The 22,917-nt window shown below is 35.0% G+C and carries 18 protein-coding genes and 1 pseudogene; 17 read left to right on the top strand and 2 right to left on the bottom strand.

Features of this window, described 5'->3' with window-relative positions; translation table 11 throughout:
- Window positions 1-23: 23 nt before the first annotated feature.
- Window positions 24-836, bottom strand: coding sequence for a YitT family protein (locus ACIQXF_RS14505; protein ID WP_483869733.1), 813 nt, complete (start codon window positions 834-836; stop codon window positions 24-26).
- 581 nt (window positions 837-1,417) lie between these two features.
- Here ACIQXF_RS14505 and ACIQXF_RS14500 point away from each other — a divergent pair.
- The 16 genes from ACIQXF_RS14500 (at window position 1,418) to ACIQXF_RS14425 (ending at window position 18,976) form a co-directional block, all read left to right on the top strand.
- Window positions 1,418-2,878: a peptidoglycan DD-metalloendopeptidase family protein gene (locus ACIQXF_RS14500; RefSeq protein WP_402783874.1), complete on the top strand. Its 1,461-nt coding sequence runs from the start codon at window positions 1,418-1,420 to the stop codon at window positions 2,876-2,878.
- 226 nt (window positions 2,879-3,104) lie between these two features.
- Entirely contained in the window at window positions 3,105-3,818 is a 714-nt protein-coding gene (gene yycF, locus ACIQXF_RS14495; RefSeq protein ID WP_402783872.1) for a response regulator YycF, read from the top strand.
- Window positions 3,819-3,823: 5 nt separating this feature from the next.
- Window positions 3,824-5,686: a cell wall metabolism sensor histidine kinase WalK gene (walK, locus tag ACIQXF_RS14490; RefSeq protein WP_402783870.1), complete on the top strand. Its 1,863-nt coding sequence runs from the start codon at window positions 3,824-3,826 to the stop codon at window positions 5,684-5,686.
- Window positions 5,683-7,008: a YycH family regulatory protein gene (locus tag ACIQXF_RS14485; protein WP_402783868.1), complete on the top strand. Its 1,326-nt coding sequence runs from the start codon at window positions 5,683-5,685 to the stop codon at window positions 7,006-7,008. The genes walK and ACIQXF_RS14485 overlap by 4 nt, the downstream gene beginning before the upstream one ends.
- The gene (locus tag ACIQXF_RS14480; RefSeq protein WP_402783866.1) at window positions 6,995-7,810 is read left to right on the top strand and encodes a two-component system regulatory protein YycI; all 816 of its coding nucleotides are present in this window, start codon (window positions 6,995-6,997) and stop codon (window positions 7,808-7,810) included. The genes ACIQXF_RS14485 and ACIQXF_RS14480 overlap by 14 nt, the downstream gene beginning before the upstream one ends.
- On the top strand, window positions 7,810-8,598 hold the full coding sequence (locus ACIQXF_RS14475; protein ID WP_402783937.1) for an MBL fold metallo-hydrolase: 789 nt from the start codon (window positions 7,810-7,812) through the stop codon (window positions 8,596-8,598). Before ACIQXF_RS14480 ends, ACIQXF_RS14475 begins: the two co-directional genes overlap by 1 nt.
- A 389-nt stretch (window positions 8,599-8,987) precedes the next feature.
- Window positions 8,988-10,292 carry a S1C family serine protease gene (locus tag ACIQXF_RS14470; protein WP_402783864.1) on the top strand — a complete coding sequence of 435 codons (1,305 nt, stop codon included), beginning with the start codon at window positions 8,988-8,990 and terminating at the stop codon, window positions 10,290-10,292.
- Window positions 10,293-10,554: 262 nt separating this feature from the next.
- Window positions 10,555-10,719 carry a CxxH/CxxC protein gene (locus ACIQXF_RS14465; protein WP_402783862.1) on the top strand — a complete coding sequence of 55 codons (165 nt, stop codon included), beginning with the start codon at window positions 10,555-10,557 and terminating at the stop codon, window positions 10,717-10,719.
- Window positions 10,720-10,809: 90 nt separating this feature from the next.
- Window positions 10,810-11,289 (top strand): 23S rRNA (pseudouridine(1915)-N(3))-methyltransferase RlmH, encoded by a 480-nt coding sequence (rlmH, locus tag ACIQXF_RS14460; protein ID WP_402783860.1) that lies wholly within the window; start codon window positions 10,810-10,812, stop codon window positions 11,287-11,289.
- Between the two features lie 187 nt (window positions 11,290-11,476).
- Window positions 11,477-11,725, top strand: a complete 249-nt coding sequence (locus ACIQXF_RS14455) for an AlbA family DNA-binding domain-containing protein (protein ID WP_402783858.1) — start codon at window positions 11,477-11,479, stop codon at window positions 11,723-11,725.
- A complete protein-coding gene (locus ACIQXF_RS14450) occupies window positions 11,697-13,109 on the top strand; it encodes an ATP-binding protein (RefSeq protein WP_402783856.1) in 1,413 nt (470 codons plus the stop codon). The genes ACIQXF_RS14455 and ACIQXF_RS14450 overlap by 29 nt, the downstream gene beginning before the upstream one ends.
- Window positions 13,110-13,176: 67 nt before the next feature.
- A complete protein-coding gene (locus tag ACIQXF_RS14445; protein ID WP_402783854.1) occupies window positions 13,177-13,338 on the top strand; it encodes a hypothetical protein in 162 nt (53 codons plus the stop codon).
- A 333-nt stretch (window positions 13,339-13,671) separates the two neighbouring features.
- Entirely contained in the window at window positions 13,672-13,857 is a 186-nt protein-coding gene (locus ACIQXF_RS14440) for a hypothetical protein (protein ID WP_402783853.1), read from the top strand.
- A gap of 382 nt (window positions 13,858-14,239) precedes the next feature.
- The gene (locus tag ACIQXF_RS14435) at window positions 14,240-15,526 is read left to right on the top strand and encodes a hypothetical protein (RefSeq protein ID WP_402783851.1); all 1,287 of its coding nucleotides are present in this window, start codon (window positions 14,240-14,242) and stop codon (window positions 15,524-15,526) included.
- Between the two features lie 5 nt (window positions 15,527-15,531).
- Entirely contained in the window at window positions 15,532-16,332 is an 801-nt protein-coding gene (locus ACIQXF_RS14430; RefSeq protein WP_402783849.1) for a hypothetical protein, read from the top strand.
- A 484-nt stretch (window positions 16,333-16,816) separates the two neighbouring features.
- Window positions 16,817-18,976, top strand: a complete 2,160-nt coding sequence (locus tag ACIQXF_RS14425) for an alkaline phosphatase PhoX (RefSeq protein WP_402783847.1) — start codon at window positions 16,817-16,819, stop codon at window positions 18,974-18,976.
- A gap of 98 nt (window positions 18,977-19,074) precedes the next feature.
- On the opposite strand, the gene ACIQXF_RS14420 is transcribed toward ACIQXF_RS14425, so the two are convergent.
- Window positions 19,075-20,661 (bottom strand): flagellin N-terminal helical domain-containing protein, encoded by a 1,587-nt coding sequence (locus tag ACIQXF_RS14420; protein WP_402783845.1) that lies wholly within the window; start codon window positions 20,659-20,661, stop codon window positions 19,075-19,077.
- 345 nt (window positions 20,662-21,006) lie between these two features.
- On the opposite strand from ACIQXF_RS14420, the pseudogene ACIQXF_RS14415 reads away from it, so the two are divergent.
- Window positions 21,007-22,293, top strand: a pseudogene (locus ACIQXF_RS14415) (IS4 family transposase); the annotation flags it as partial.
- Window positions 22,294-22,917 lie beyond the last annotated feature (624 nt).

The following is a 22,917-nucleotide window of genomic DNA, read 5'->3' as shown; positions in this document are numbered from 1 at the left end:
CATATGCGGTACGTCCATTTTTTTTAGTGAATATCCTTCTTTTTGAAGCGACCACCTTTAACCTCTGCGATATTACCAATTGCCAAGAATGCATGATCGTCAATTTCAGCGACAATCGATTTAAGCTTCGATTCCTCTAAGCGAGTAATGACAGTGAAAATGACTTTTTTATCGTTACCAGTATAGGCACCTTCACCATGAAGGAAGGTTACGCCCCGCCCGAGTCGGTCCATAATGGTCTGCCCGATTTCATCAATTTCATCACTGATGATGTAAACCGATTTCGATTCTTCCATCCCTTGAATGACAATATCAATCATTTTATAGGCAATATAATAAGCTATGATGGAGTACATCGCTTGTTCCCATGTGAATATAAATCCAGCAACCGTAAAAATAATCACATTAAAGAACATAATAATTTCACCAACGGAGAACGGTGTATTTTTATTAAATAAAATGGCCAAAATTTCTGTACCATCTAAAGATCCACCATAACGAATGACGATACCGACACCAATACCTAAAATCATGCCTCCAAAAACTGTTGCCAATAGTGTATCTTGAGTAAATTGATGTAGATTATGTAAGAGAAGTGTTGTTAATGAGAGCACTGTAATACCAAGTCCTGTAGAAAATGCAAAAGTTTTACCGATTTGTTTATAGCCTAAAAAGATAAAAGGTAAGTTTAAAATGAAGATGAAAATACCAAGAGGTAAATTTAATAAATGGGAAGTGATAATGGAAACACCTACGATTCCACCATCCATAATGTGGTTTGGTACTAAAAATAACTCTAGTCCCACAGCCATTATTATAGCACCTAGTGCCACCATAATGATCCTTGTTATAATTTTTCGACCCTTATTTTTCTGTGGCCTCACTAATCTAGGTGTTATCTCAGTGGTTTGTGAATCACTCAATTTAATCGCTCCAATCAACTAGTATATCCTTCTTCTATATTTTATCGGAATATTGAAAAACTAAAAAGTGATAAGTCTAAAATCATGCTAAAAAAATATGAAAAGTATACTTATGGCTTATACAAAAAAAGACATGTAACGAACAAGTATATTGCTTTAACTCCTCTCCGATACCTGACGCAATTATGGCACATAAAACACCTGTTGCCCAATTGTCTTAGGCATCCCACTGCCAAATACTCAGCTAGAATGGAAGTCTATCTAACTTAAAGAAAAGAACGCTTTGAAATACCTAATACTTTTATAGTTATACATTTATTAGCAACTATAGGAAATAGAAGCTATGTAACAATTTGTAGATAAATAATACATTTATATTACAAAAAGATGAAATCATCCAAACGGTATTTTCTATATGGTACAGTATAGTGGTGCAAAATATCCTTGTAGGTAATTAATACTACTAAAGGATGAAGTTGGAAGGGGCTTTATTGATGAGTTCGTTTTGGAATAAAAAAGAAGAAAACAATAGATTCACTTACAATTTTTCTTCATTTAAAAAGGTATCCATTATTGCTGTTCTAATGACAGGTTTAACGATTAATGTAGGTTTTGCAAAAGCAAATCATAAAGAAGATTTAAATAAAATTTTTCACGTTTATGTGGGAAATAAATATATTGGTGCAGTATCTAATGAAAAAGGCATTCAAGAAATCATCGCATCAAAAGAAAAAGAAATGAGTCAACAATACAAAGAATTGTCTATTGATGCTAGCTCAGGTGTTAAAATCATCCCAGAGCAAGTGTTTAGTAATGAAACAAAAGATGCAGAAACTTTGGAGAAATTTGAGCAATCTTTGGTGGCTCAAGCTCCAGCTTTTACATTATTTGTAGATAACAAGCCTGTTGTCAATTTAAAAGATGCAAAATCCTATGAAGATACTATTCGTATGCTAAAGCTACAATATGTTTCACAGCAGGAGTTAAATAGTTTATATGCTAATCAGCAGTCTACTAATATACCACCGTTACAATCTGGTGAAACGCGCCTTTTAGAGGTTGCTTTTAAAGAAGGGGTTACAGGTGTTACACAAAAAGTAGCGCCGGATGCTATTGTATCACCTGAGGAAGCAGTGAAATACTTAATGACAGGTTCTCTTGAGCAAGAAACATATAAAATTCAATCAGGAGATGTACTTGGCTCGGTTGCCCAAAAGCACGACTTAACGACAGCAGAGCTACTGGCATTAAATCCTGATATCACGGCTGATACAGTTTTACAAATAGGACAAGCATTAAATGTAACAGTTGCCAAGCCATTTGTAACACTTGAGCTAAAACAGGAAAAGAAAGTTAAAGATACAATTTCGTTCAAGAACATAGTTAAAGAAGATCCGACGATGTATAAAGGTGAGAAAGTTATTAAACAACAAGGCGTTGATGGAAAAAAAGAAACAACTTATCTATTAACAACTGAAAATGGAACTCGCACATCGAAAATAGCGTCAGAAGAAGAAATCTTAACACAACCAGTTGATCAGATTGAAGTGGTTGGTACGAAGGTGATTTCTTCTCGTGGTACTGGTGAATTTGCTTGGCCAGCAGTAGGCGGTTATATTTCAAGTGGAATGGGTCAACGTTGGGGAGAGTTCCATCGAGGTATTGATATTGCCCGTCCTAGTAACTATAATATTTTAGCTTCAGATAATGGTGTAGTTGTTGCAGCTGGCTCCTCGGGTAGCTATGGTAATCGTATCGTAATTGATCATAATAATGGTTATACAACACTTTACGGGCATTTATCTTCAATTAACGTTGAAGTTGGAAATGTAGTAGAAAAAGGTTCTGTTATTGGTATTATGGGCTCTACCGGAAATTCAACAGGTACACATCTACACTTTGAAGTTGAGAAAAATGGTGCGTTAGAGAATCCATTATCATATGTAGGCCGTTAATCAGATTAAATAGAAGGCAGTCCACCTATTGGGCTGTCTTTTTGTATACTTCTTATCTATTATTTCCCGAGAAATATTTGTCGAAATATAGTTCGAAATAATATCGTTGAATTGTCTTTGAATTTAGATTAATGCATAGAAGCTAAAAGCATGATAGAGTTAAGAGTAGTGACTTTACAAATACACAATGTTTAAGAATAGATAAATAGCGAAAGGGAGAAAATGTATGAACAAAACGATTTTAGTTGTTGACGATGAAAAACCAATCGCAGATATTTTACAGTTTAATTTAATTAAAGAAGGCTACAAAGTTATTTGTGCTTATGATGGAGATGAAGCACTTGAAAAGGTTGAGGAAGAGCAACCAGACTTAATGCTTTTAGATATAATGTTACCAAAACGTGATGGTATGGAAGTTTGTAGAGAAGTGCGTAAAAAATATGATTTCCCTATCATTATGTTAACTGCAAAAGGCTCTGAGATTGATAAAGTATTGGGGTTAGAAATGGGTGCAGACGATTATGTGACAAAGCCTTTTAGTACACGTGAGCTGATTGCGCGTGTAAAGGCAAATATGCGTCGTTTACAAGTGGTAGCCTCTGCTACCGAAGAGGCTGAAGAAGAATCCAACGAAATTGTAGTAGGTTCTCTTGTTATTCAGCCCGATGCGTATCTAGTATTAAAGCGTGATGAGGCAATTGAACTTACACATCGTGAATTTGAGCTATTACATTATTTAGGTAAACATATTGGTCAAGTAATGACGCGTGAGCATCTATTGCAAACTGTATGGGGCTATGATTATTTCGGTGATGTACGGACAGTAGATGTAACGATTCGTCGTTTACGTGAAAAAATAGAGGACAACCCTAGTCACCCAGCTTGGATTGTAACACGCCGTGGTGTAGGTTATTATTTACGAAATCCTGAACAGGAGTAAAAGGGATGCAAAAAGTAAGCTTCTTTAAATCGATTCATGTCAAGCTGGTACTGATTTATATTTTATTAATCATGCTTGCTTTGCAAATAATAGGTATCTATTTTGCACGTGAATTAGAGCAAAATTTAAAAAGCAATTTCCAAGATTCAATTTTTCAGCGTGTCGATTTGATGCAATATAGTATTCGTGAAGAAATCTTAAAGGAACGCGATGAAAGTATGCCATCTCTTGAAGAAAGCCTGAAAGAAATTGTAATGGAGTTTTCCGCAGGTTTAAAGGATGTTTCTAATGGCGATATTCTAGAAATTCGCGTTATTGATGATAGACAGCGTATTCGTGCAACATCTGAGATAGACAACCAAAATTTGATTGGACAGCGCTCGAATAATGATCTCGTACGTCGAGCAATTTCTGCAGAAACATTATTTGATATCATCAAGCTAGATAATAAAACAAGAAATCGAGTATGGGTGTTAGCTTCCCCAATTCGAAATGGTGCAGGCCCTGATGATGAAATAATAGGGGTACTCTATATAGAAGCTAATATTGAATCTGTTTTCGAACAAGTGAATGACATTAACCGTATTTTCCTCGGTGGTACCGCAGTGTCCTTAGTGATTACTATTTTTTTAGGAATTTTGGTGGCACGAACAATTACACAGCCAATTGCAGATATGCGTAAGCAGGCACAGGCAATGGCCAAAGGAAACTATTCAAGAAAAGTGCGAGTTTATGGTACAGATGAGATAGGACAGCTTGCTATAACCTTTAATCATTTGACGAATCGCTTGCAGGAGGCACAATCTACTACAGATGCAGAACGGCGAAAGCTTGATTCTGTCCTTAGTAATATGACAGATGGTGTTATTGCAACAGATCGAAAAGGGCGTATCATTCTTATTAATGATCCCGCATTAGAACTGCTGCATATTTCAAGAGATATTACACTAGGTCGTCCGATTGCGTCAGTTTTAGGCATTGATCAAGAGTATAGTTTTGAGGATTTGATTCACATGAACGATGCGGTGAATTTGAATTTCAGTACTGCAGACGCACCGTATATTTTACGTGCCAATTTCTCAGTTATTCAAAAAGAAACTGGCTTTATTAACGGTCTCATTACTGTACTGCATGATATTACGGAGCAAGAAAAGATAGAGATGGATCGTCGAGAATTCGTATCAAATGTGTCTCATGAACTACGGACACCATTAACAACGATGCGTAGCTATTTAGAGGCGTTAGCAGATGGTGCATGGAAAGATGAAAACATTGCTCCAACATTTTTGAATGTCACACAAACAGAGACAGAGCGTATGATCCGCTTAGTGAATGACTTATTGCAGTTATCACGAATGGATAGTGCGGATTATGAGCTGAATAAAGACATTGTTCTATTCAATTCGTTCTTTAACCGAATTATTGACCGCTTTGAAATGTCTAAGTCAGACAAAGTGATGTTTGAACGTTTATTCCCTGAGGCATCTTATTATGTAGAAATTGATACTGATAAAGTGACACAGGTTATCGATAATATCATTTCAAATGCTATTAAGTATTCACCAGATGGAGGTAATGTTCGTTTTGGCTTTACAGTGCAAGGGGATATGCTGAAGGTCATGATTTCTGATGATGGTATGGGAATTCCTAAAGAAAATGTGGGACGAATTTTTGATCGTTTCTATCGTGTTGATCGTGCTAGAGCTCGTTCTATGGGGGGCACAGGCTTAGGACTAGCTATTGCCAGGGAAATGATTGAAGCTCACGGTGGTAAAATCTGGGCCGAAAGTGAAGAAGGGCATGGGACAACAATTTTCTTCTTGTTACCGTATGATGATGATTTTGACGAGGCAGGTGAGTGGGAATGAAATATCTAGAACCAGTTAAATCAGTTGTATTATTCCTACTCGTTATGCTTAGTGTGGTTTTAACCTTTATGATTTGGACATATACACCAGATTATAAATATATTGAAAAAACTGAAGGAAAAGAAATCCTAATTGGAACACAAAAACAAATGGCGGATGTAATTCGGCCTTATAAAGCTATTTACCGTTTTGATGAGGAATTTACTGGAACTGTATCTAATGGTGCAATGGTCGATATTATGAAAGCCTTTGAAGGCTGGAATATCCTAGATTTAGTGCGCGTTAACAATAACCTTTCGACCAACTCTGTAAACGAGATGATTCGTGATAATAATCGTATGACTGTCTTTTTTACTGGCGAGATTCCTTTTTCGGCCTTTAGTTCAATTTTTCAGTTTGCCGATAAGGAGCTTCCGGAAACAACCTTCAATCGTATGATTATAGATTGGAGTAATTATAGTAACAAAGAATTACAGGTATTTTTCATTAGTAGCAATAATGAATCATTGATGCGTTCACATGTAAGTCTACAAAATGCTAATCAATTTGTACGAGAGGTTATTGAGCCAGCAAAAACATACAGCACTTTTAAAGAAATAGAGCGCGATGGTTTTACCTCATTGTACACTGCCAACGATAAAATTGAATCAGCAAAATATACTTATATTATTGAAGATATGCCACCTGATTGGTTTAAAAATATTTTATTTACAAACCCAAACATTGTTCAGCGCACTGTTGAAAGTGAGAACTTAGAGAAATTTTCCGATGGTATGTCATGGATGACAATGGATTCGAAATTGAAATCATTGAACTATGTATATCCAGCCGCAGAAAGCAGTGTAAGAATAGAGCCTTCTAAGCTTTTGAATGATAGTTTTGAATTTATCAATGAACATGGGGGCTTTACAGCAGATTATCGTTACGTATCAACAAGTACAACTAAAAACCAATTAGATTATCAGCTGTATTTACAAGGATTACCTGTTTATAGTGACCAGGCTATAAGTCGAATTACAACAGTTTGGGGAAATAGTCGTATTTTTCGCTACAAACGTCCATACTTTTCTTTAAATATACCCATTGAGTCCGAAAAGGAAATTAAAGAACTGCTATCGGGATCGGAAATCGTGGAAAAGATTCAAAAGCTTAATAACATTGCATTATCGGATATAGATGAAATCGTTGTGGGATACTATTTAACGCAAGATCAAAGTAGGCGAATAATGACATTAGAGCCATGCTGGTTTGTTATTCATAACGGTATATCGACGAGAGTGACACCTGAACTATTAGGAGGTGTCAAAAATGGATTGGAATAGAACAAAATCTATCTTCATATTCGTTTTTTTAATCTTAAATATCTTCTTGTATTGGTTGTATCTAAATCGCTATAATGAAGCGCAGAGTATAGAGATACCGGGTGAAAAAACAATAGAAGCCCGTTTGAAAGAAGATAATATTACGTATGGAGCACTACCAAATGGTAATGAATCTGCTTCTTATATTTCAGGTAAAGTGCATAAATTTACTCAAGCCGATTTTACCGATAGGAATCAGCAGTTCATTGATGGGATACCTGCACGTGTTGTTTTTGTAAACCCTGTAAAATTGCGAAATATTAATGATGATACAAGCTTTACAGAGTTTATCCATAATAATGTTAAAGAAGGAGATTCCTATGCATTATGGAAGGTGGATCGAGAGGAACGAGTCGCGATCTTCTTCCAAAAAAAGAGCAATCGAATGTTTTATTACAATGAGAGTGCATTATTAAAAGTACAATGGAATACAGACAACGAAGTTACAATGTATGAACAAACATTGCTTGATAATATCCAAGAAGTGGAGGAACAGGAGACTGTCATACCACCACTTCAAATTATCCAAACATTGTATGGAAAAGGGCTATTAAAGCCAGAATCTCGTATTACGCAAATGAAGTTAGGTTACTCAACATTTAGTCATTTAACACAAACCCAACTGTTAGTGCCAACATGGGAAGTACAAGTGAAAATAGATGGAGAAACAGAAGAATATTTTGTCAATGCTAGTGAAGGGAATGTAATTGAAATCCAAGGAGACAAGCAAGAGGGCGAAGAAGAAGACTGGGGAGTTGAATGATGCGATTTAGTGTTTTAGCAAGTGGCAGTACAGGCAATTCGATTTATGTAGAGAACGATGATCATGCTTTTATTGTCGATGCTGGTTTGAGTGGTAAAAAAATGGAGCAGCTATTTACAAAAATTGACCGCAATATGAAACAGCTAAGTGGCATTTTCGTTACACATGAGCATAGTGATCATATTAAAGGAATAGGTGTATTGGCACGTAAATACAATGTGCCAATTTATGCAAACGCCAAGACATGGCAGGCGATGGACGGGCTTGTGGGTGAAATTCCAATAGAGCAACGTTTTGAATTTGAAATGGATACAGTAAAGCATTTCGGCTCAGTAGCGGTTGAATCCTTTGCCGTATCGCACGATGCAGCAGATCCAATGTTTTATACTTTTCATGAAAATGGACGTAAGCTTGTAATTATTACGGATACAGGCTATGTCAGCGATCGTATGAAGGGCATTATTCGAGGAGCTGATTCCTTTGTATTTGAAAGTAACCACGATGTAAATATGCTGCAAATGGGGCGTTACCCATGGTCTATTAAACGCCGTATTTTAAGTGATGTAGGACACGTTTCAAATGAGGATGCGGCCATAGCGATGAGCGAGGTAGTATTTGAAAAACAAACGAATATTTATTTATCGCATTTAAGTAAGGATAATAACATGAAAGAGCTTGCGCGCATGAGTGTCACACAAACTTTGCAATCCTGTGGCATTATTGTAGGTGAGTATATAAATTTATTTGATACAGATGCAGAAGAACCGACGAAATTAGTAACAGTTTAACTTCTTTCATCAGAAGTCTCCCACCTCTATAGGTGGTGGAGATGAATGCGGATTTAAGCTACTTTTCAGAGGATGTCCAAACACCTGCTGAAAGAAGTTAAAGCCCCTGGCGGATGTCACGGAATCGGAAAGGAGTTCTTTGTGCAAACACAAAGACGATTCCGGACGCAATTACGCCAAGGCATAATTGATTAAGTAGCATGAGTTTGTCATTGCAACTTTATACAATTAAAAAATAGATTTTTATGAGGCTGTCCGATAGCATTTTATAGAAAATGCTTTGGACAGCCATTTTTATGCCTATTTTATTTATTTTTCATCTAATTTTAATGTTTGAATCGTAATATTAGGGTAACAACTAAATAGTACTAGATGAAAGGATGAGGAGTATGAGCTATTTTCAAGATGATGATAAAAACAATGATTTCCTAAAAAATGATGAAATACAGAAATCACCTCTTCAGGAGCGCCTCGAACAAGAAGAGCGGGAAGTACAAGAGAAGCGTCTTAAAAAGAAAGGCGGCGGTGGAGGTAAAGGTGGTTATTTATTTACCGGTTTTATCGGTGTTATCATAGGCGCTTTACTCGTTTGGCTCATGATGCCTGGACTTGTCAATCAAATGCCAGGTACAACTGCAAGCAGCACAGCTAAAAATAATGAAACAACTACCATTAATCAAGTTGCAACAGAAGTGACAACTGATGTTACGGCAGCAGTAGAGAAGGCTTCAGATGCTGTTGTAGGGATCACAAATATTCAAGAAGTGTCAAGTGGCGGATTATGGAGTCCACAATCCACATCAGACGAGCCTGCTGGAAGCGGTTCAGGTGTTATTTACAAAGTTCAAGGTGATACAGCCTTTATCGTGACAAATAACCATGTTATTGAAGGTGCAAAACAGTTAGAAGTAACAATGCCAGATGGATCGAAAGAAGTAGCTCAATTAGTTGGTCACGATATTTGGACAGACTTAGCAGTCATTTCAATTAGCTCTAAAGATGTTAAGAAAGTAGCGACATTTGGTAACTCAGATGTATTAAAACAAGGTGAAACGGTAATCGCGATTGGTAACCCGCTAGGCTTAGAATTCTATGGTTCTGTTACTACAGGTGTTGTTTCTGGTAAGGATCGTTCTGTGCCAATTGATTTGAACAATGATGGCTCAGTAGATTGGCAGCAAGAAGTATTACAAACAGACGCAGCCATCAATCCTGGTAATAGTGGTGGTGCACTTGTTAACCTTGCTGGTGAATTGGTCGGCATTAACTCCATGAAAATTTCGGAATCCTCTGTTGAGGGTTTAGGCTTCTCAATTCCGATTAACTCAGCAATTCCAATCATCGAGGAATTGGAGGCAAATGGTGAAATGAAACGTCCAACAATGGGTGTTTCATTAAAAGACTTAACGGATATTCCATCATTCTACCAACAACAAATGTTAAAATTACCGGATAACGTAACAACAGGTGTTGTTATTACAGACGTTGTGGCGAACTCTCCAGCTTCAAAAGCAGGCGTTCAACAATTCGATGTAATTGTTGAAATAGATGGCAAAAAGATCGATACATCAATCGATTTACGCAAACATTTGTATAACGACAAAAAAATTGGTGATCAATTAACGATGAAAGTATATCGCCAAGGTAAATTAGTGGAGCTATCACTAACTTTAACAAATAGTAATTCATTATAATATTAAAAATCGGTGGGGAACGTATTAGCTCCACCGATTTTTTTTGCATATTCGGAAGCAAAGCAGATGGGATTATTAAGAACGTTTTAGAAAATATTGTGGATAACTAGAAAATTGTGAATAATAACTTTACACAGCAATTAGCGAGAGAAAGCCTTTTCTTCCATACTTGCTTGTCCTTTGTTACAATAGATTGTGGATAACATAGACCGATTTGTGAATAAGTTTGTGGAAATTTCGGAAAACAAGGAGACATGAGAAAATGGAAAAATACAGCTGTGAAAACCATATAGACCACGCTTTAGACATGTTTGTAGCAGAGCAAAAAGAGTTCCCAATTATGGATAGAGTTGATGAGGAAGAAAAGTTATCCACAAAATGTAGCTACTGTGAACAGCCTGCGGAATATATTGTATCAAGTAAATAACTTTACACAATATATAGAAATGACATGTGGATATGTTGATAAGTTTTGTGGATAATTTGTTTGTAAATGAATTGTAAAGGTGGATAACGTGTGAATATAACGATTGTATCAGTCGGAAAACTAAAAGAAAAGTACTTAAAAATGGGCATAGAAGAATACGTTAAACGCCTCGGCGGCTACGCAAAGATTGACCTAATCGAGGTGCCAGACGAAAAAGCACCCGAGCAGCTAAGCGATGCCGAAATGGACATCGTCAAGAAAAAAGAGGGTGACCGTATTTTATCTAAAATCAGCCCGGATACATATGTTATCGCTCTAGCCATCAACGGCAAAATGAAAACCTCTGAACAAATGGCGGCAGATCTCGAATCCCTTATGACTTACGGCAAAAGCAAAATCGCCTTCGTCATCGGTGGCTCCCTCGGTTTACACGATGATGTATTGCAGCGAGCCGATGAACAGCAATCATTTGGCAAAATGACATTACCACATCAGCTAATGAAGCTTGTATTGGTAGAGCAGATTTATCGAAGTTTTAGAATTATGAAGGGTGAACCGTATCATAAGTAAGTGCGGTTTTCTGTTTTATTGATAATTAATTGTTAGTAAAACAGAAAATAGCTGTGAGATGACAGTCCAACTAAGAAATTAGGTGGGCTGTTTTTATTTTTTGTTATGTATATAGATTTGGGAAAATGTTTCAGCATTTGCTAATATAAAAGATAACAGAAAGTTCTTCAATGAGGGGATGATGTTATTGGATATTAGACAAATTATTAAGGCAGGAGAAACAAATACTGTTGAATTTAAAAGTTGGAAAAAAACACCGAATTACAAGGAGATGATTGAGCTTTTAGTAAAGGAAGCTGTAGGACTTACAAATACAAAGGGAGGTATCATATTAGTTGGAGTTGAAGATGATGGAGAGATTACAGGATGTACAAAATTTGATACTCAAAAGATTGTAGAAGCTATTTATGATACCGAAATTATTTACAGACATTGAAGTTTATAAATTGGATGACAAAGAAATAATAAGTATTAGCGTTGAAAAATCTTCAGAAATAATTTCTACTTCAAATGGTATTACATATAGAAGACTTGGGAAGAATACGAAACCGTATTATCCATCAGAATATAGTTCCAATAAAATAGAAGGTTTTAAAGGAGACTATTCAGCAAAAATTATCGAGCATTCTTGTGAAGCAGATATAGATTTTGTTGAAGTCGAAAATTTAAAACGCAAGTTACAATCACGAGACAAAGACTCAACACTATATAATTTAGATGATTTGACTTTTTTAAAGGATCTTGAATTAATAAAAATTATAGAAGATGAAATTAAACTGACTGTAGCTGGTGTTTTATTTGTAGGAACAGAAGCTGCCATTATAAAGTATTTACCGCAAGCAGAAATATTAGTCTTAAGTTATAAAGAAGGGAAAACAGAGTACTACAAGAGATTAGACTTAAAAGTGCCATTGGTTAGAGCAATAGATAGAATTCAGCAAGTATTTGAGGACAGAAATAGTATTGAAAATATTCAAGTGGGTTTATTTAAATTAGAAGTTCAAGATTATCCAATTAATGTTTTTCAAGAAGCTCTATTGAACGCTATGACACATAGAGACTATGAAAATACATCCTCAATTATTATTAAATTTTATCCGACAGAAATTGTTATGGAAAACCCAGGCTCTTTCCCAGAAGGTATAGATAGTAATAATATTATTAGCCATCCATCTACACCAAGAAATAAACTAATAGCTGAGATATTCCAGAAATTAAAGTATGTTCAGAGATCGGGTCAAGGTGTAGATATTATTTTTAAGGACATGCTAGCTTTAGGAAAGTCTGCTCCAGATTATACTTTATATAATAATGCTGTAAAATTAATATTACGTAGTAGTTTAGAGGACGTTGAGTTTCTAAAGTTCATTACTAAGGAAGAAGAAAATTTGGGTGAATTTACAGTTCAGGAAATTTGTATTTTAAAATATATAAAAGAAAATAAAACCATTACGCTGTCAAAGGCTGCTGAAGTTGCACAAATTAATAAGCAATCAGTAACAACAGTGTTGAATAATCTATGTCAAAAGAAAAATATACTCCAGAGAGAAAAAAGAAATAGCTATATGTTTACTCATCGTGTATATGCTGAATTTGATGATCAAATCGAATATATAAAAGATAAAGATTTTGATGAGATTCAGGCTGAAGCTATGATTGTTGATTATCTAAAGAAAAATGATTTTATAACAAGGTCTGATGTAGAAATTTTATGTGGTTTTTCATCAACTAGTAGTAAAAGAGTTTTACAAAAATTAAGAAATCAAGGACAAATAGAATTGATAGGGAAGGGTAAAGCTAGTAAATATATTTTAAAGTAATTGGTGGACCGAATCCAAAGTTTTTGGACCGATTGATGGACCGAATCCAAAGTTTTTGGACCGATTGATGGACCGAATCCAAGTTTTTGGACCGATTGATGGACCAAATCCAAAGTTTTTGGACCGATTGATGGACCGAATCCAGAGTTTTGGACCGATTGATGGACCGAATCCAAAGTTTTTGGACCGATTGATGGACCAAATCCAAAGCTTTTGGACTGATTGGTAGTTCAAATCAAGAATTAAAACTGCATTTAGAGATAGTGCGGTGAACCGTACCATAAGTAAGTGCGGTTGTTTTAAAAAACAGGCACATTCGCATGAAGCGAATGTGACCTATTTGATTCGTATTTCTTAATTATAGCTTCAACAAATAACGCAAGCTTTGACATAGGAATATTTAAAACGTTTTTTGATAAAATATTTAAAGAGATAGATACACATTACGAAATACTAGAACCACATCAGATCCCCGAGGATTTTGCAGTTCCACATAATTCCCCTGTGTTTAACTATTTTAAAGTTGTAATTATTCAAGTTATAAACAAAAAGGACGGATGTAATGAAATATAATAAATCAATTATGCTAAAGCTTATCAATGAACATCGAGTGTTGCATGATGAATTAAAAAAGCTAAAATCTGAAATGGGTTTAGAGAAAAATTTTGCAGTAAAGGCATTGTATCATTCATATGTTGCGGGGGATGGTCCTTATATGAAAGAATACCAGGATTTAGAGCGATTATAATAAATCGCGGTGCCACACTAGTAGTGATATGTGTTATCTGATCACGTGCTTTAATAGACGAACCCTATCCGATGTAAAGGTCAGTTCAAAAAGCCTACTTTCTCGAAAGTGAGTGAGTTTAATAAAAGGAACATCAAGATCATTATATTTAAATAATCTTGATGTTCTTTTTATAGTCTATTTATAGACTTTATAAGCGGATAGTTATTCAATATACAAAAACTGTATTTTGCAAACGATTTAAGCAGTATAATATATAGAGTAAATTATTATGTAGCTAGATAAGCTATAACTATAAAAATTTGCAGTAATAAATTATACGTATATAAACTATTTATTATAATGCAAGTTAAACTCTATTTATAAAGGAGTTATGACTAACATGTTCGTAAGGTTAAGGAAATCTTTTTATAGAATCATTAATAAAATTTTCACCGAAACAGTTATTGAAGTGTTGTTCATGGGAGCAATTTTAGTAGCTATCTATTTCTCATTAGATTTAAATGGTCAAAACTTTTTTAGTAAAGTCGATGTAACGGTATTTTTAGCCGTTATCGTTGCATTTATCGTTAATATGGTAAAAACATCGGTTTCTAGATTTATTCGTAAAAAAATTGAGGATTTTAATAAGCTTTCAGATGACTATAATTACTTAATTAAACAGTACCCTTGCGAGAAAAACTTAATAAAATATGATAATACAGTTGAAATTAACCGTTTTTTATATAGAAAAACGTTAAAAAAATATAAAGATGGCACCGCAAAATTTCCTGTAATTATAGAGCGTATTTTACATGATGTTAAATTTGTAATAGAAGACAAGCCTCAAGAGCAATACGAGTTACCTGAGCGCATAAAAGAAAATTATGAAACCATTATGCAGGCACATGAGTTTTCAGATGTATATAACCAGTTAAATATTCGTTTAAATGATTATGAATATGACAAAGCAACAAATAGTTTAAAGCTGGTTACCACAAGAACTACTTATTTTGATTCTTTAGTTACGAACCGTGCAATGGATTATAAATGGGGATTAAAAAGTAGTAATCGTGAAATTTATGATTTTGGACCATACGTAAATCGACTGAAAGAATCTAAGCTTTCGAACCATTTAGGTTTTAATGGCTTTGTAGAAACATCAGACGGTAAAATTGTATTCGTAAATCGCAGTAATAATGTTTCAATTGGTAAAGGAACACTGGGGAATAGTGTTGGAGCATCATTAAAAACAATGTACGCGCTTAATGAAGACAAAGAGTTTACAGAGAATGGCTTAGTTGAAAGTATGATTAAAGAAATACATGATGAACTAAAGCTGGAACGTAAAGATTTTGATTTTTCATCAAAAAACATTATTGCAATATACAGAGATTTAGTAGAAGGTGGAAAGCCGCAGCTATTGTTTTATGTAAAGACGACTAAATCTTCAAACGAAGTAAATGAAACGTTTATAAATGCTACGAAAAAAACAGACAAGGCTTATATGCAAACTAAATTAGCAATGGATGGTAATGAACTAGTTTTCATTGATCGTAACCGATTAAATGAAGTCTATATAACGCCAGAAATGATTATTTTTGAAGGTAGATCATATTTAACGATGCCAAGTGCTTCAGCAGCCATTGTTATTTTAATGAATTACCTTGAGGAATGTGAAAAGAAATGAATATTGTGGAGAAAAGTTTAGTAGGAAAGCATGTAGACCAGTCTTTGTGTGAAGATGGTATTTTTATTAGTAATGATTTTATCGCTGTTATTGATGGTGTTACGTCTAAAGGGGAATTACGCTGGAATGGTCATAAAAGCGGTGTATATGCGAAAGATTTAATTATGAATTTGCTAAAAAATATACCGAGTGATATTTCGAATGTAGCTTTATTTAACAGTATTAACGAATTATTTAAGAATGAGTTCGTTAAAAGAAACATTACTGATTCAATTAACGAGTATTTACGAGCATCTTTAATTATTTATAGTGGGCATTATAAAGAAATTTGGTCGTATGGTGATTGCCAGTGTATGATCAATGCACAATATTATCCTCATACGAAAAAAGTAGATGAATATATTGCTAATATACGTGCCCTCTTTATTGATTCGTATATAGAAAGTAATTTAAAAGTAGAGAAAAATTATATAAATACATTAAGTAGAGAAGCAATTAATGTATTTATACAGAGACAATTATATTTAGAAAATAAAAATAGTGAGTTTTCATACGGTGTACTAAATGGACAACCAATTAATAGAAATTATTTAAATGTATATGCCGTTGTGAATGGCGCAGAAGTTATTTTAGCAAGTGATGGTTACCCGAGGCTATTTAGTACGTTAATAGAAAGTGAACAGTATTTAAAGGGAATTTTAGTAGAAGATCCCTTATGTTACAAGCAATACAAATCAACAAAAGGTGTAGAAGAAGGTCAATTAAGTTTTGATGATAGAGCATATATTAAATTTATAACGGAATAAATCAAATTTAAATATAGCAAATGGCGTATTCACTAAATAATACTCTTTAGCAATCTTTTAGTCGCGATCCTATTCATAAATTGTATATATTTAAACGAAAAGGACCGTTACAAGAAGAGTTAAAGGTTTAGTAACTAGGCTTGATTTTGGGGACCAAAGATTGAATATATAAAAACCGCCAGTTAAACTGGTGAGGTGAACCGTATCATAAGTAAGTGAGTTTTTTTTGAAAAACAGAGACAGCACCATTCCATTATGCGTGGATGGTGCTGTTTTTAGTAAACAATATTATAAATTTGAACTTTAATCAGCTACAATCTAGCTTTTAATTTTCATTATCTTGCCATTCTTCATGGGATGTTACAAAAAAGAGCCCATAGTAACATCAAATGTTTATAAATAATAAAAATAAAATCAACAGTAAATTAACATTCACATAGTTTAATAGAACTGTACAAAAGGATTCTACTAGGGGGCTTATTAGATGATTAATAACAAACTTGTGAAAAAAGGTGCTACTTTAGCACTTGCTCTAGCTATTACAGTTCCAGCACTATCACCGACAGCAGTGAACGCTCAGAAAAATGTAACAATAGAAGCTGTTAAATTTAATGGAATGAAAGCACCATCAACTATTGAAGAAATGGTAAAAACGTATACAACCGCAACAATTGATGTGAAATATAGCAATGGAAAGGTAAAAACATTTCCGTTGTCCTACAACTACCTATTTAAATCGGAAGATAAGGTAGCGACTGTTAAAGGGAAAAAAATCCCTGCAGGTACACCAATTGATGTAAAAGGAAATCCAATTAAGGATCCAAGCAGTACAGACGGAAAATACTTTGTTTCCGATGCTCCGGATTCAAACAGCTTAATGCTCCCTATTAATGGGAAACTTTATATGGTTACACATTATGAATATCAAACTATTGATGCTGCTGGTAAATCAGCATACGGTTTAGTTCCTGCATCTATGTCTTTAACTGAGTTGGAACAGGACAAAAAAACAGGTGAATTGAAACCTGTAAAAGTAGAAAAAATTGATTTTTCAGCAGTAAATGGACTTTGGATTCCATGTAACGGATCATTATCTCCTTGGAATACACATTTAGGTTCTGAAGAGTACGAACCAGATGCACGACTTTTCTTAGATCCAACTTCGAAAGTAAGAAGTCAAGTTGAAACATTCTCTCAACTCTATTTTGGAGATAAAGCAAAGGCTAATCCTTATTTCTATGGGTACACTCCTGAAATTACAGTAGAAAAGAACGGGAAAACATCAGTTGTAAAGCATTATAGTACAGGACGCTTCTCTCATGAGTTAGCGAAAGTCATGCCTGATAACAAAACTGTTTTTTACGGGGATGATGGTGGTAATACAGGAATGTTTATGTATGTGGCCGACAAAGCAAAAGATTTATCATCAGGTACATTATATGCAGCCAAATTTAAACAAATTGGTACTGAAAACGGTGGTTCAGGAGATTTACAATGGATTAATTTAGGACATGCAACTGATAAAGAAGTGAAAGCTATTATTGATAGCGGCATTACATTCAATGATCTTTTTGAAATTTCAGATGCACCTAGAGATGGTTTTACAGCTATTAAAACATATTCAAATGAAGGTAAAGTTGAGTATTTAAAACTTAAACCTGGCAAAGAAAAAGCAGCAGCCTTCTTAGAAACTCGCCGTTACGCAGCCATTCTTGGTGCGACTACAGAATTTAACAAAATGGAAGGTGTAGCACTAAACGAAAAGGATAAAAAAGTATATATCGCAATTTCCGATCAAAGTAAGGCTATGGAAAAGGATTCAACAGGAAAAGACCCAGCAGACCATATTCAATTACCAAAAATTAAAGCTGGTGTAACTTATCAATTAGATTTGCAAGGTGGTCAAAAGGATAACGAAGGAAAGGCTATTAATAGCTCTTATGTAGCACTATCAATGTCTGGATTAGTTGTTGGTGAAGATTTAATAGAAGCTGATTCATTTGGAAACACTGCAAATGTAGATAAAGTAGCCAATCCAGATAACTTAAGTTTCTCTGAATCAATGAGAACACTCTTTATTGGTGAAGATAGTGGAGCTCACACAAATAACTACGTTTGGGCATATAATGTTGATACGAAAGAATTAGATCGTGTCTTATCTGTTCCAGCAGGAGCGGAAGCAACTGGATTATTTGCTGCCGATGACCGCAATGGATTCTCATACATTTTCAGCAATTTCCAGCATCCTGGTGATGAAGTAGATACTAAGTCAATTACAGCTGTTAATAAAGATGAATTACTTAAAGCTGTTGACGAACAAATTGGAATTAATAAAACAGGTGGTATTGGTTATATCTCGGGTCTGCCTTCTTTAACAAATATGCCAGATTTCACTGCACTTGATGCTCCTAAAGTAGATAAAGTAACAGCAAAATCTAAAGCAGTTACAGGTACAACTGAAAAAGATGCTACTGTACAAGTTTATAACGGAAAAACATTATTAGGGGAAGCAAAAGCAAATTCAAAAGGGAAATTCACGGTGAAGATGAAAGCCCAAAAAGCAGATACAAGCCTAACTGTTGTGGTTAAAGACAAGGCTGGAAATAAAATTGAATCAACAATCATAAAAGTTGCTTCTAAATAACAAACACTTACAGAGTTAATCAATAGAGAGTTCTATATCGCCGTATTAATATAGTAATAAACGGAACAGGAGCGAAAATTAACTCGCTCCTATTCCGTTTATTTAAGAAGTTCTAGAACCCCTTGGCTCATTTGATTAATTTGAGCCATCATAGATTGAGAGGACTGTAGCAAAACTTGGTCTTTTTGTAATTTAGAAATCTCTTTTGCCATATCCGTATCACGTAATTTAGACTCTGCAGAAGTTAGATTTTCTTTGGCGTTACTAACATTATTTAAAATATGTTCTAATGCATTTTGATAAGCACCATATTTAGAACGCTCTTTTGATACATATAAACTGGCATTATCAATGTAGGCAAGTGATCTTTCAGCATTTTCACGTGTTAATACATTAAGTTCATTAATGCCAAGGGAAGTTGTTCGTGCATCTGTTAATACAACTTTAAAATGATGTCCTGCATTTGGTCCGACTTGTAGTATCAAATGATCTGGATCAACTGTTGATGGTGTCCAAGTACTTTCGGTTACAGATGGTGGTATACCTAATCCGTAAAATGTATTAACTTCAAAAGATTCACCTGGTGCAAGAGCACGTTCATTCCATTTTAATGCATAACCGCTATCTCCGACATCAAGATTGTTTTCTGTCCAAGTTGGTGATTGTATATTTGAATATTGTCCAACGCGAAATTCATCTGGAGATAGTATGATATTTTCCCCTGTAATTGTTCCTTTAGCTTTTAACTCAGCATTTCCAGTATTGTTAAATACTTCAAATGAATCTGGGACATTTCCTGCCTCATAACATTTTTCACTAACCAACTGTTGATTATTGACGATAAATGGTGCTCTATCATCATTATCTAGCATTGTATCCATATGAAAATAGAATCCGACGTTTTGCGAATCGTTACTTGTGTTTTCAATACTATATTTAAATTCAAATTGATCTTCTTTTAATTTTACATATTGTGTGATTTGTATATTATTAATGGAATAAACGGTTTTAAATGTGCCATTCGATAAAGTAGTAGGATATAAAATATTTGCTTTTAAAGAGCTAGAACTTCCATTTAATAATAGAGAGGGCAGGGTTGTTCCTTGACCAGCTCCATAAATTAAAACTTTATTATCATCATTTTCACTACCTGGATACCCTTGATTTGTACGCAAATCAAAGCTACCATCTGGGGCAACATTTAGAGCAAGATATTTATTCATTATATAATTATCGGCTCCTTCAATTTCGAAGTAGCCTGCTAACTTATCTTGACGTAAAGGGTGAATGGTATTGAATTCAGTATTATTTGCTATGTCGTTAATTCCCTTTTTTATTGCATCTATTTCCTGTTGAATAAGTGCTCGATCTTGATCTGTTAATGTATCATTACATGCTTGGATCGCTAGTTCACGCATACGTAGTAAATTTGGATCTTGAATTTGTGCAAGTCCTGATTCAGCAGTTTGAATAAGTGATATACCAGCTAATCCATTTTGCTCAGCTTGTTCGAGACCTCGAATTTGACCTCTCATCTTTTCGCTTATCCCAAGTCCAGCGGCATTATCGGCAGCTTTATTAATCTGATAACCAGAGGATAATTTATTAAGGGTTTTATTTAGTTCTGTATTCGTTTGATTATATCGATTGTGAGTAAATAGACCTTTATTATTTTGAATTAGCATATCTTTTCTCCTGAAATTAAGTAGATATATTATATCACTTAAAACCAAGATTAAACAATTGATAAATTATATGGCTCTTCACCATAACTTGTGGTTGACTTCCGCTCTGCCAGTGTGCTTTCCAGGGGGCGTCCGATGAGCCGCTTCGCTTCGCTGCAGGGTCTCATCTGTGACGCTTAATCCCCTAGGAGTCACACTGGCCATATGCGTCAAGTTAAGGATAACAGGATTACATAACCTCATTTGGTGGTAAAGAAAAGTACAACCACTAACATGAGGAGGAATGTATGATGAAACCGACACATGCACCCTATTCTTTAAAGCAGCTGTTCTCGGTATTGCCGCCCAAAAGAACTTCACCAGATTGCTACAACGACTAACTTTATACAAAGAACACGAAAATTAACCCTTTCTGCCTTCATGAAGCTCCTCTTTGAACAATCAAAAGGCTTATCGCACCCTTCTCTCACGACCCTTTGTGCGCATTTAAGCAAGCAACAGGTCTACATGACGAAAGAAGGGCTGAACCAACGATTCAATGAAAAGACCGTATGTTTTCTTCAGACCATTTTTCAACGCTTGTTTGCTCAACAATCGACACTATCATTGGCCAAGATGCCAATGAAGACCCACTATCCTTTTACGCGGATACGTATTCTTGATGGCACATCGATTAAATTGCCAGCTACTTGTTTGGCTACTTATCCTAGTACAGTTGGAGCAGGCATTAAATTTCAAATGGAGTTTGATTACCTCACAGGAAGTTTCCCATATATCGAACTACAAGCCGGTAAGGCAGGCGATTGCCCCTCTGGTATGAAGCGTTTAGAGACGGTCGAGAAAGGCGATTTACTGTTACAAGATCTTGGTTATTTTCAATATAAACTGTTTCAAAAAATCGATGAAAAAGAAGCGTTTTTTATTTCTCATGCACGTGTGGATACTACGTATTTTGTGGATCATCCCAATCCCCCTCGACACCCCGATGGACGTATTCGAAAGATGTATGCTTATGAACGGCTATATTTAGAAAAGGAGTGGTCAACACTGAAACGAGGGGAAATGCGTGAATATCCGCGTGTGTATTTGGGGAAAGAGGAAAAATTACCGACGCGTTTGATTCTCTATCGCTTCACTAAAAAAGAACAACAACGACAAGAATATCGAATTAAACGCCGTGCCCAAACTAAGCCTGGTCAAATTAAGCAAAAATCCAAAGCATTGTCGGGCATTTCTACCTTAATTACGAATCTACCACAAGCAATCACGGCCGAAGAAGTAGTACAATTCTATCGGTATCGTTGGCAAATTGAGTTATTATTCAAAACATGGAAAAGTGATTTCAAGGCAGCCGACTTCCGAAAAATGAAACAGGCAAGATGGGAATGCCATATCTATGCAGAACTGATTATTCTCTTAATTAGCACTTTATTTGCCTATCAATTCCGTATTTATTTTTGGCAGGAAAAGAAAATTCTTCTGAGTGAACGACTAACCATGCGAGCTATCCAGCCAAAAATAGGGGTACTTTGGCGCGCTCGTGATCAACCAAGCTGGCAAAGTACCCTACAAGAAATAGAATGCATCCTGTTTACGATTGGACGAAAGCGCACCACCCAAAAAAACAATTAAGAGGTTGGAGAGATGAGATTCCAACAAATACGCATTTTTCGGAAGGAAAAATGTGTATTTTGTGATGCTCGTTCATTCAGGATACTTTTTATTTTCCCTGTTTATCAAAAAATGAAACCCATTTCAAGCAATAGCGGCACAAAAAATGACCGATAGATGGGATAGTAGACAAACAACCTTGCTTAACTTGACGCATATGGTCACACTGGCGCCGCTCCAGTCAATTACTATTAACAATTAAAAATGTCAACCACATCTTTTGGTGATGAACCAATTATATAACAATATATAAAAACGCACTTAAAAAACCACCTTAAATGCTTTTGAACTGCGTTTTAGGCGGTTTTAAGATAGGAAGCGAAATAATGTTTTTTCTGGAATTTCAATTGTATTGATATTTAAATCTCCCAATGGCTAGATACTTCATAATTATATTTCGTTGTTAAGTAGCCACCTACAATGAAGGTTTGATCATGTTCTTCTAATTCATTTACAGTTGGTATTTCAATTTTAGTTCCAAATATAACTTGCTAATCTCAATAGGTTTACCTACTTTTAATTTGATGTCGTTTTATCTTCTATTTATACATAGTATATAATAAATATATTAAAACCGTAAAAATT

The sequence above is a fragment of the Lysinibacillus sp. NPDC097231 genome, assembly GCF_044761885.1.
GTDB lineage: Bacteria > Bacillota > Bacilli > Bacillales_A > Planococcaceae > Lysinibacillus.
The sequence above is the reverse complement of the archived record's forward strand: the minus strand, read 5'-3'. Positions and strand labels throughout refer to the sequence as shown.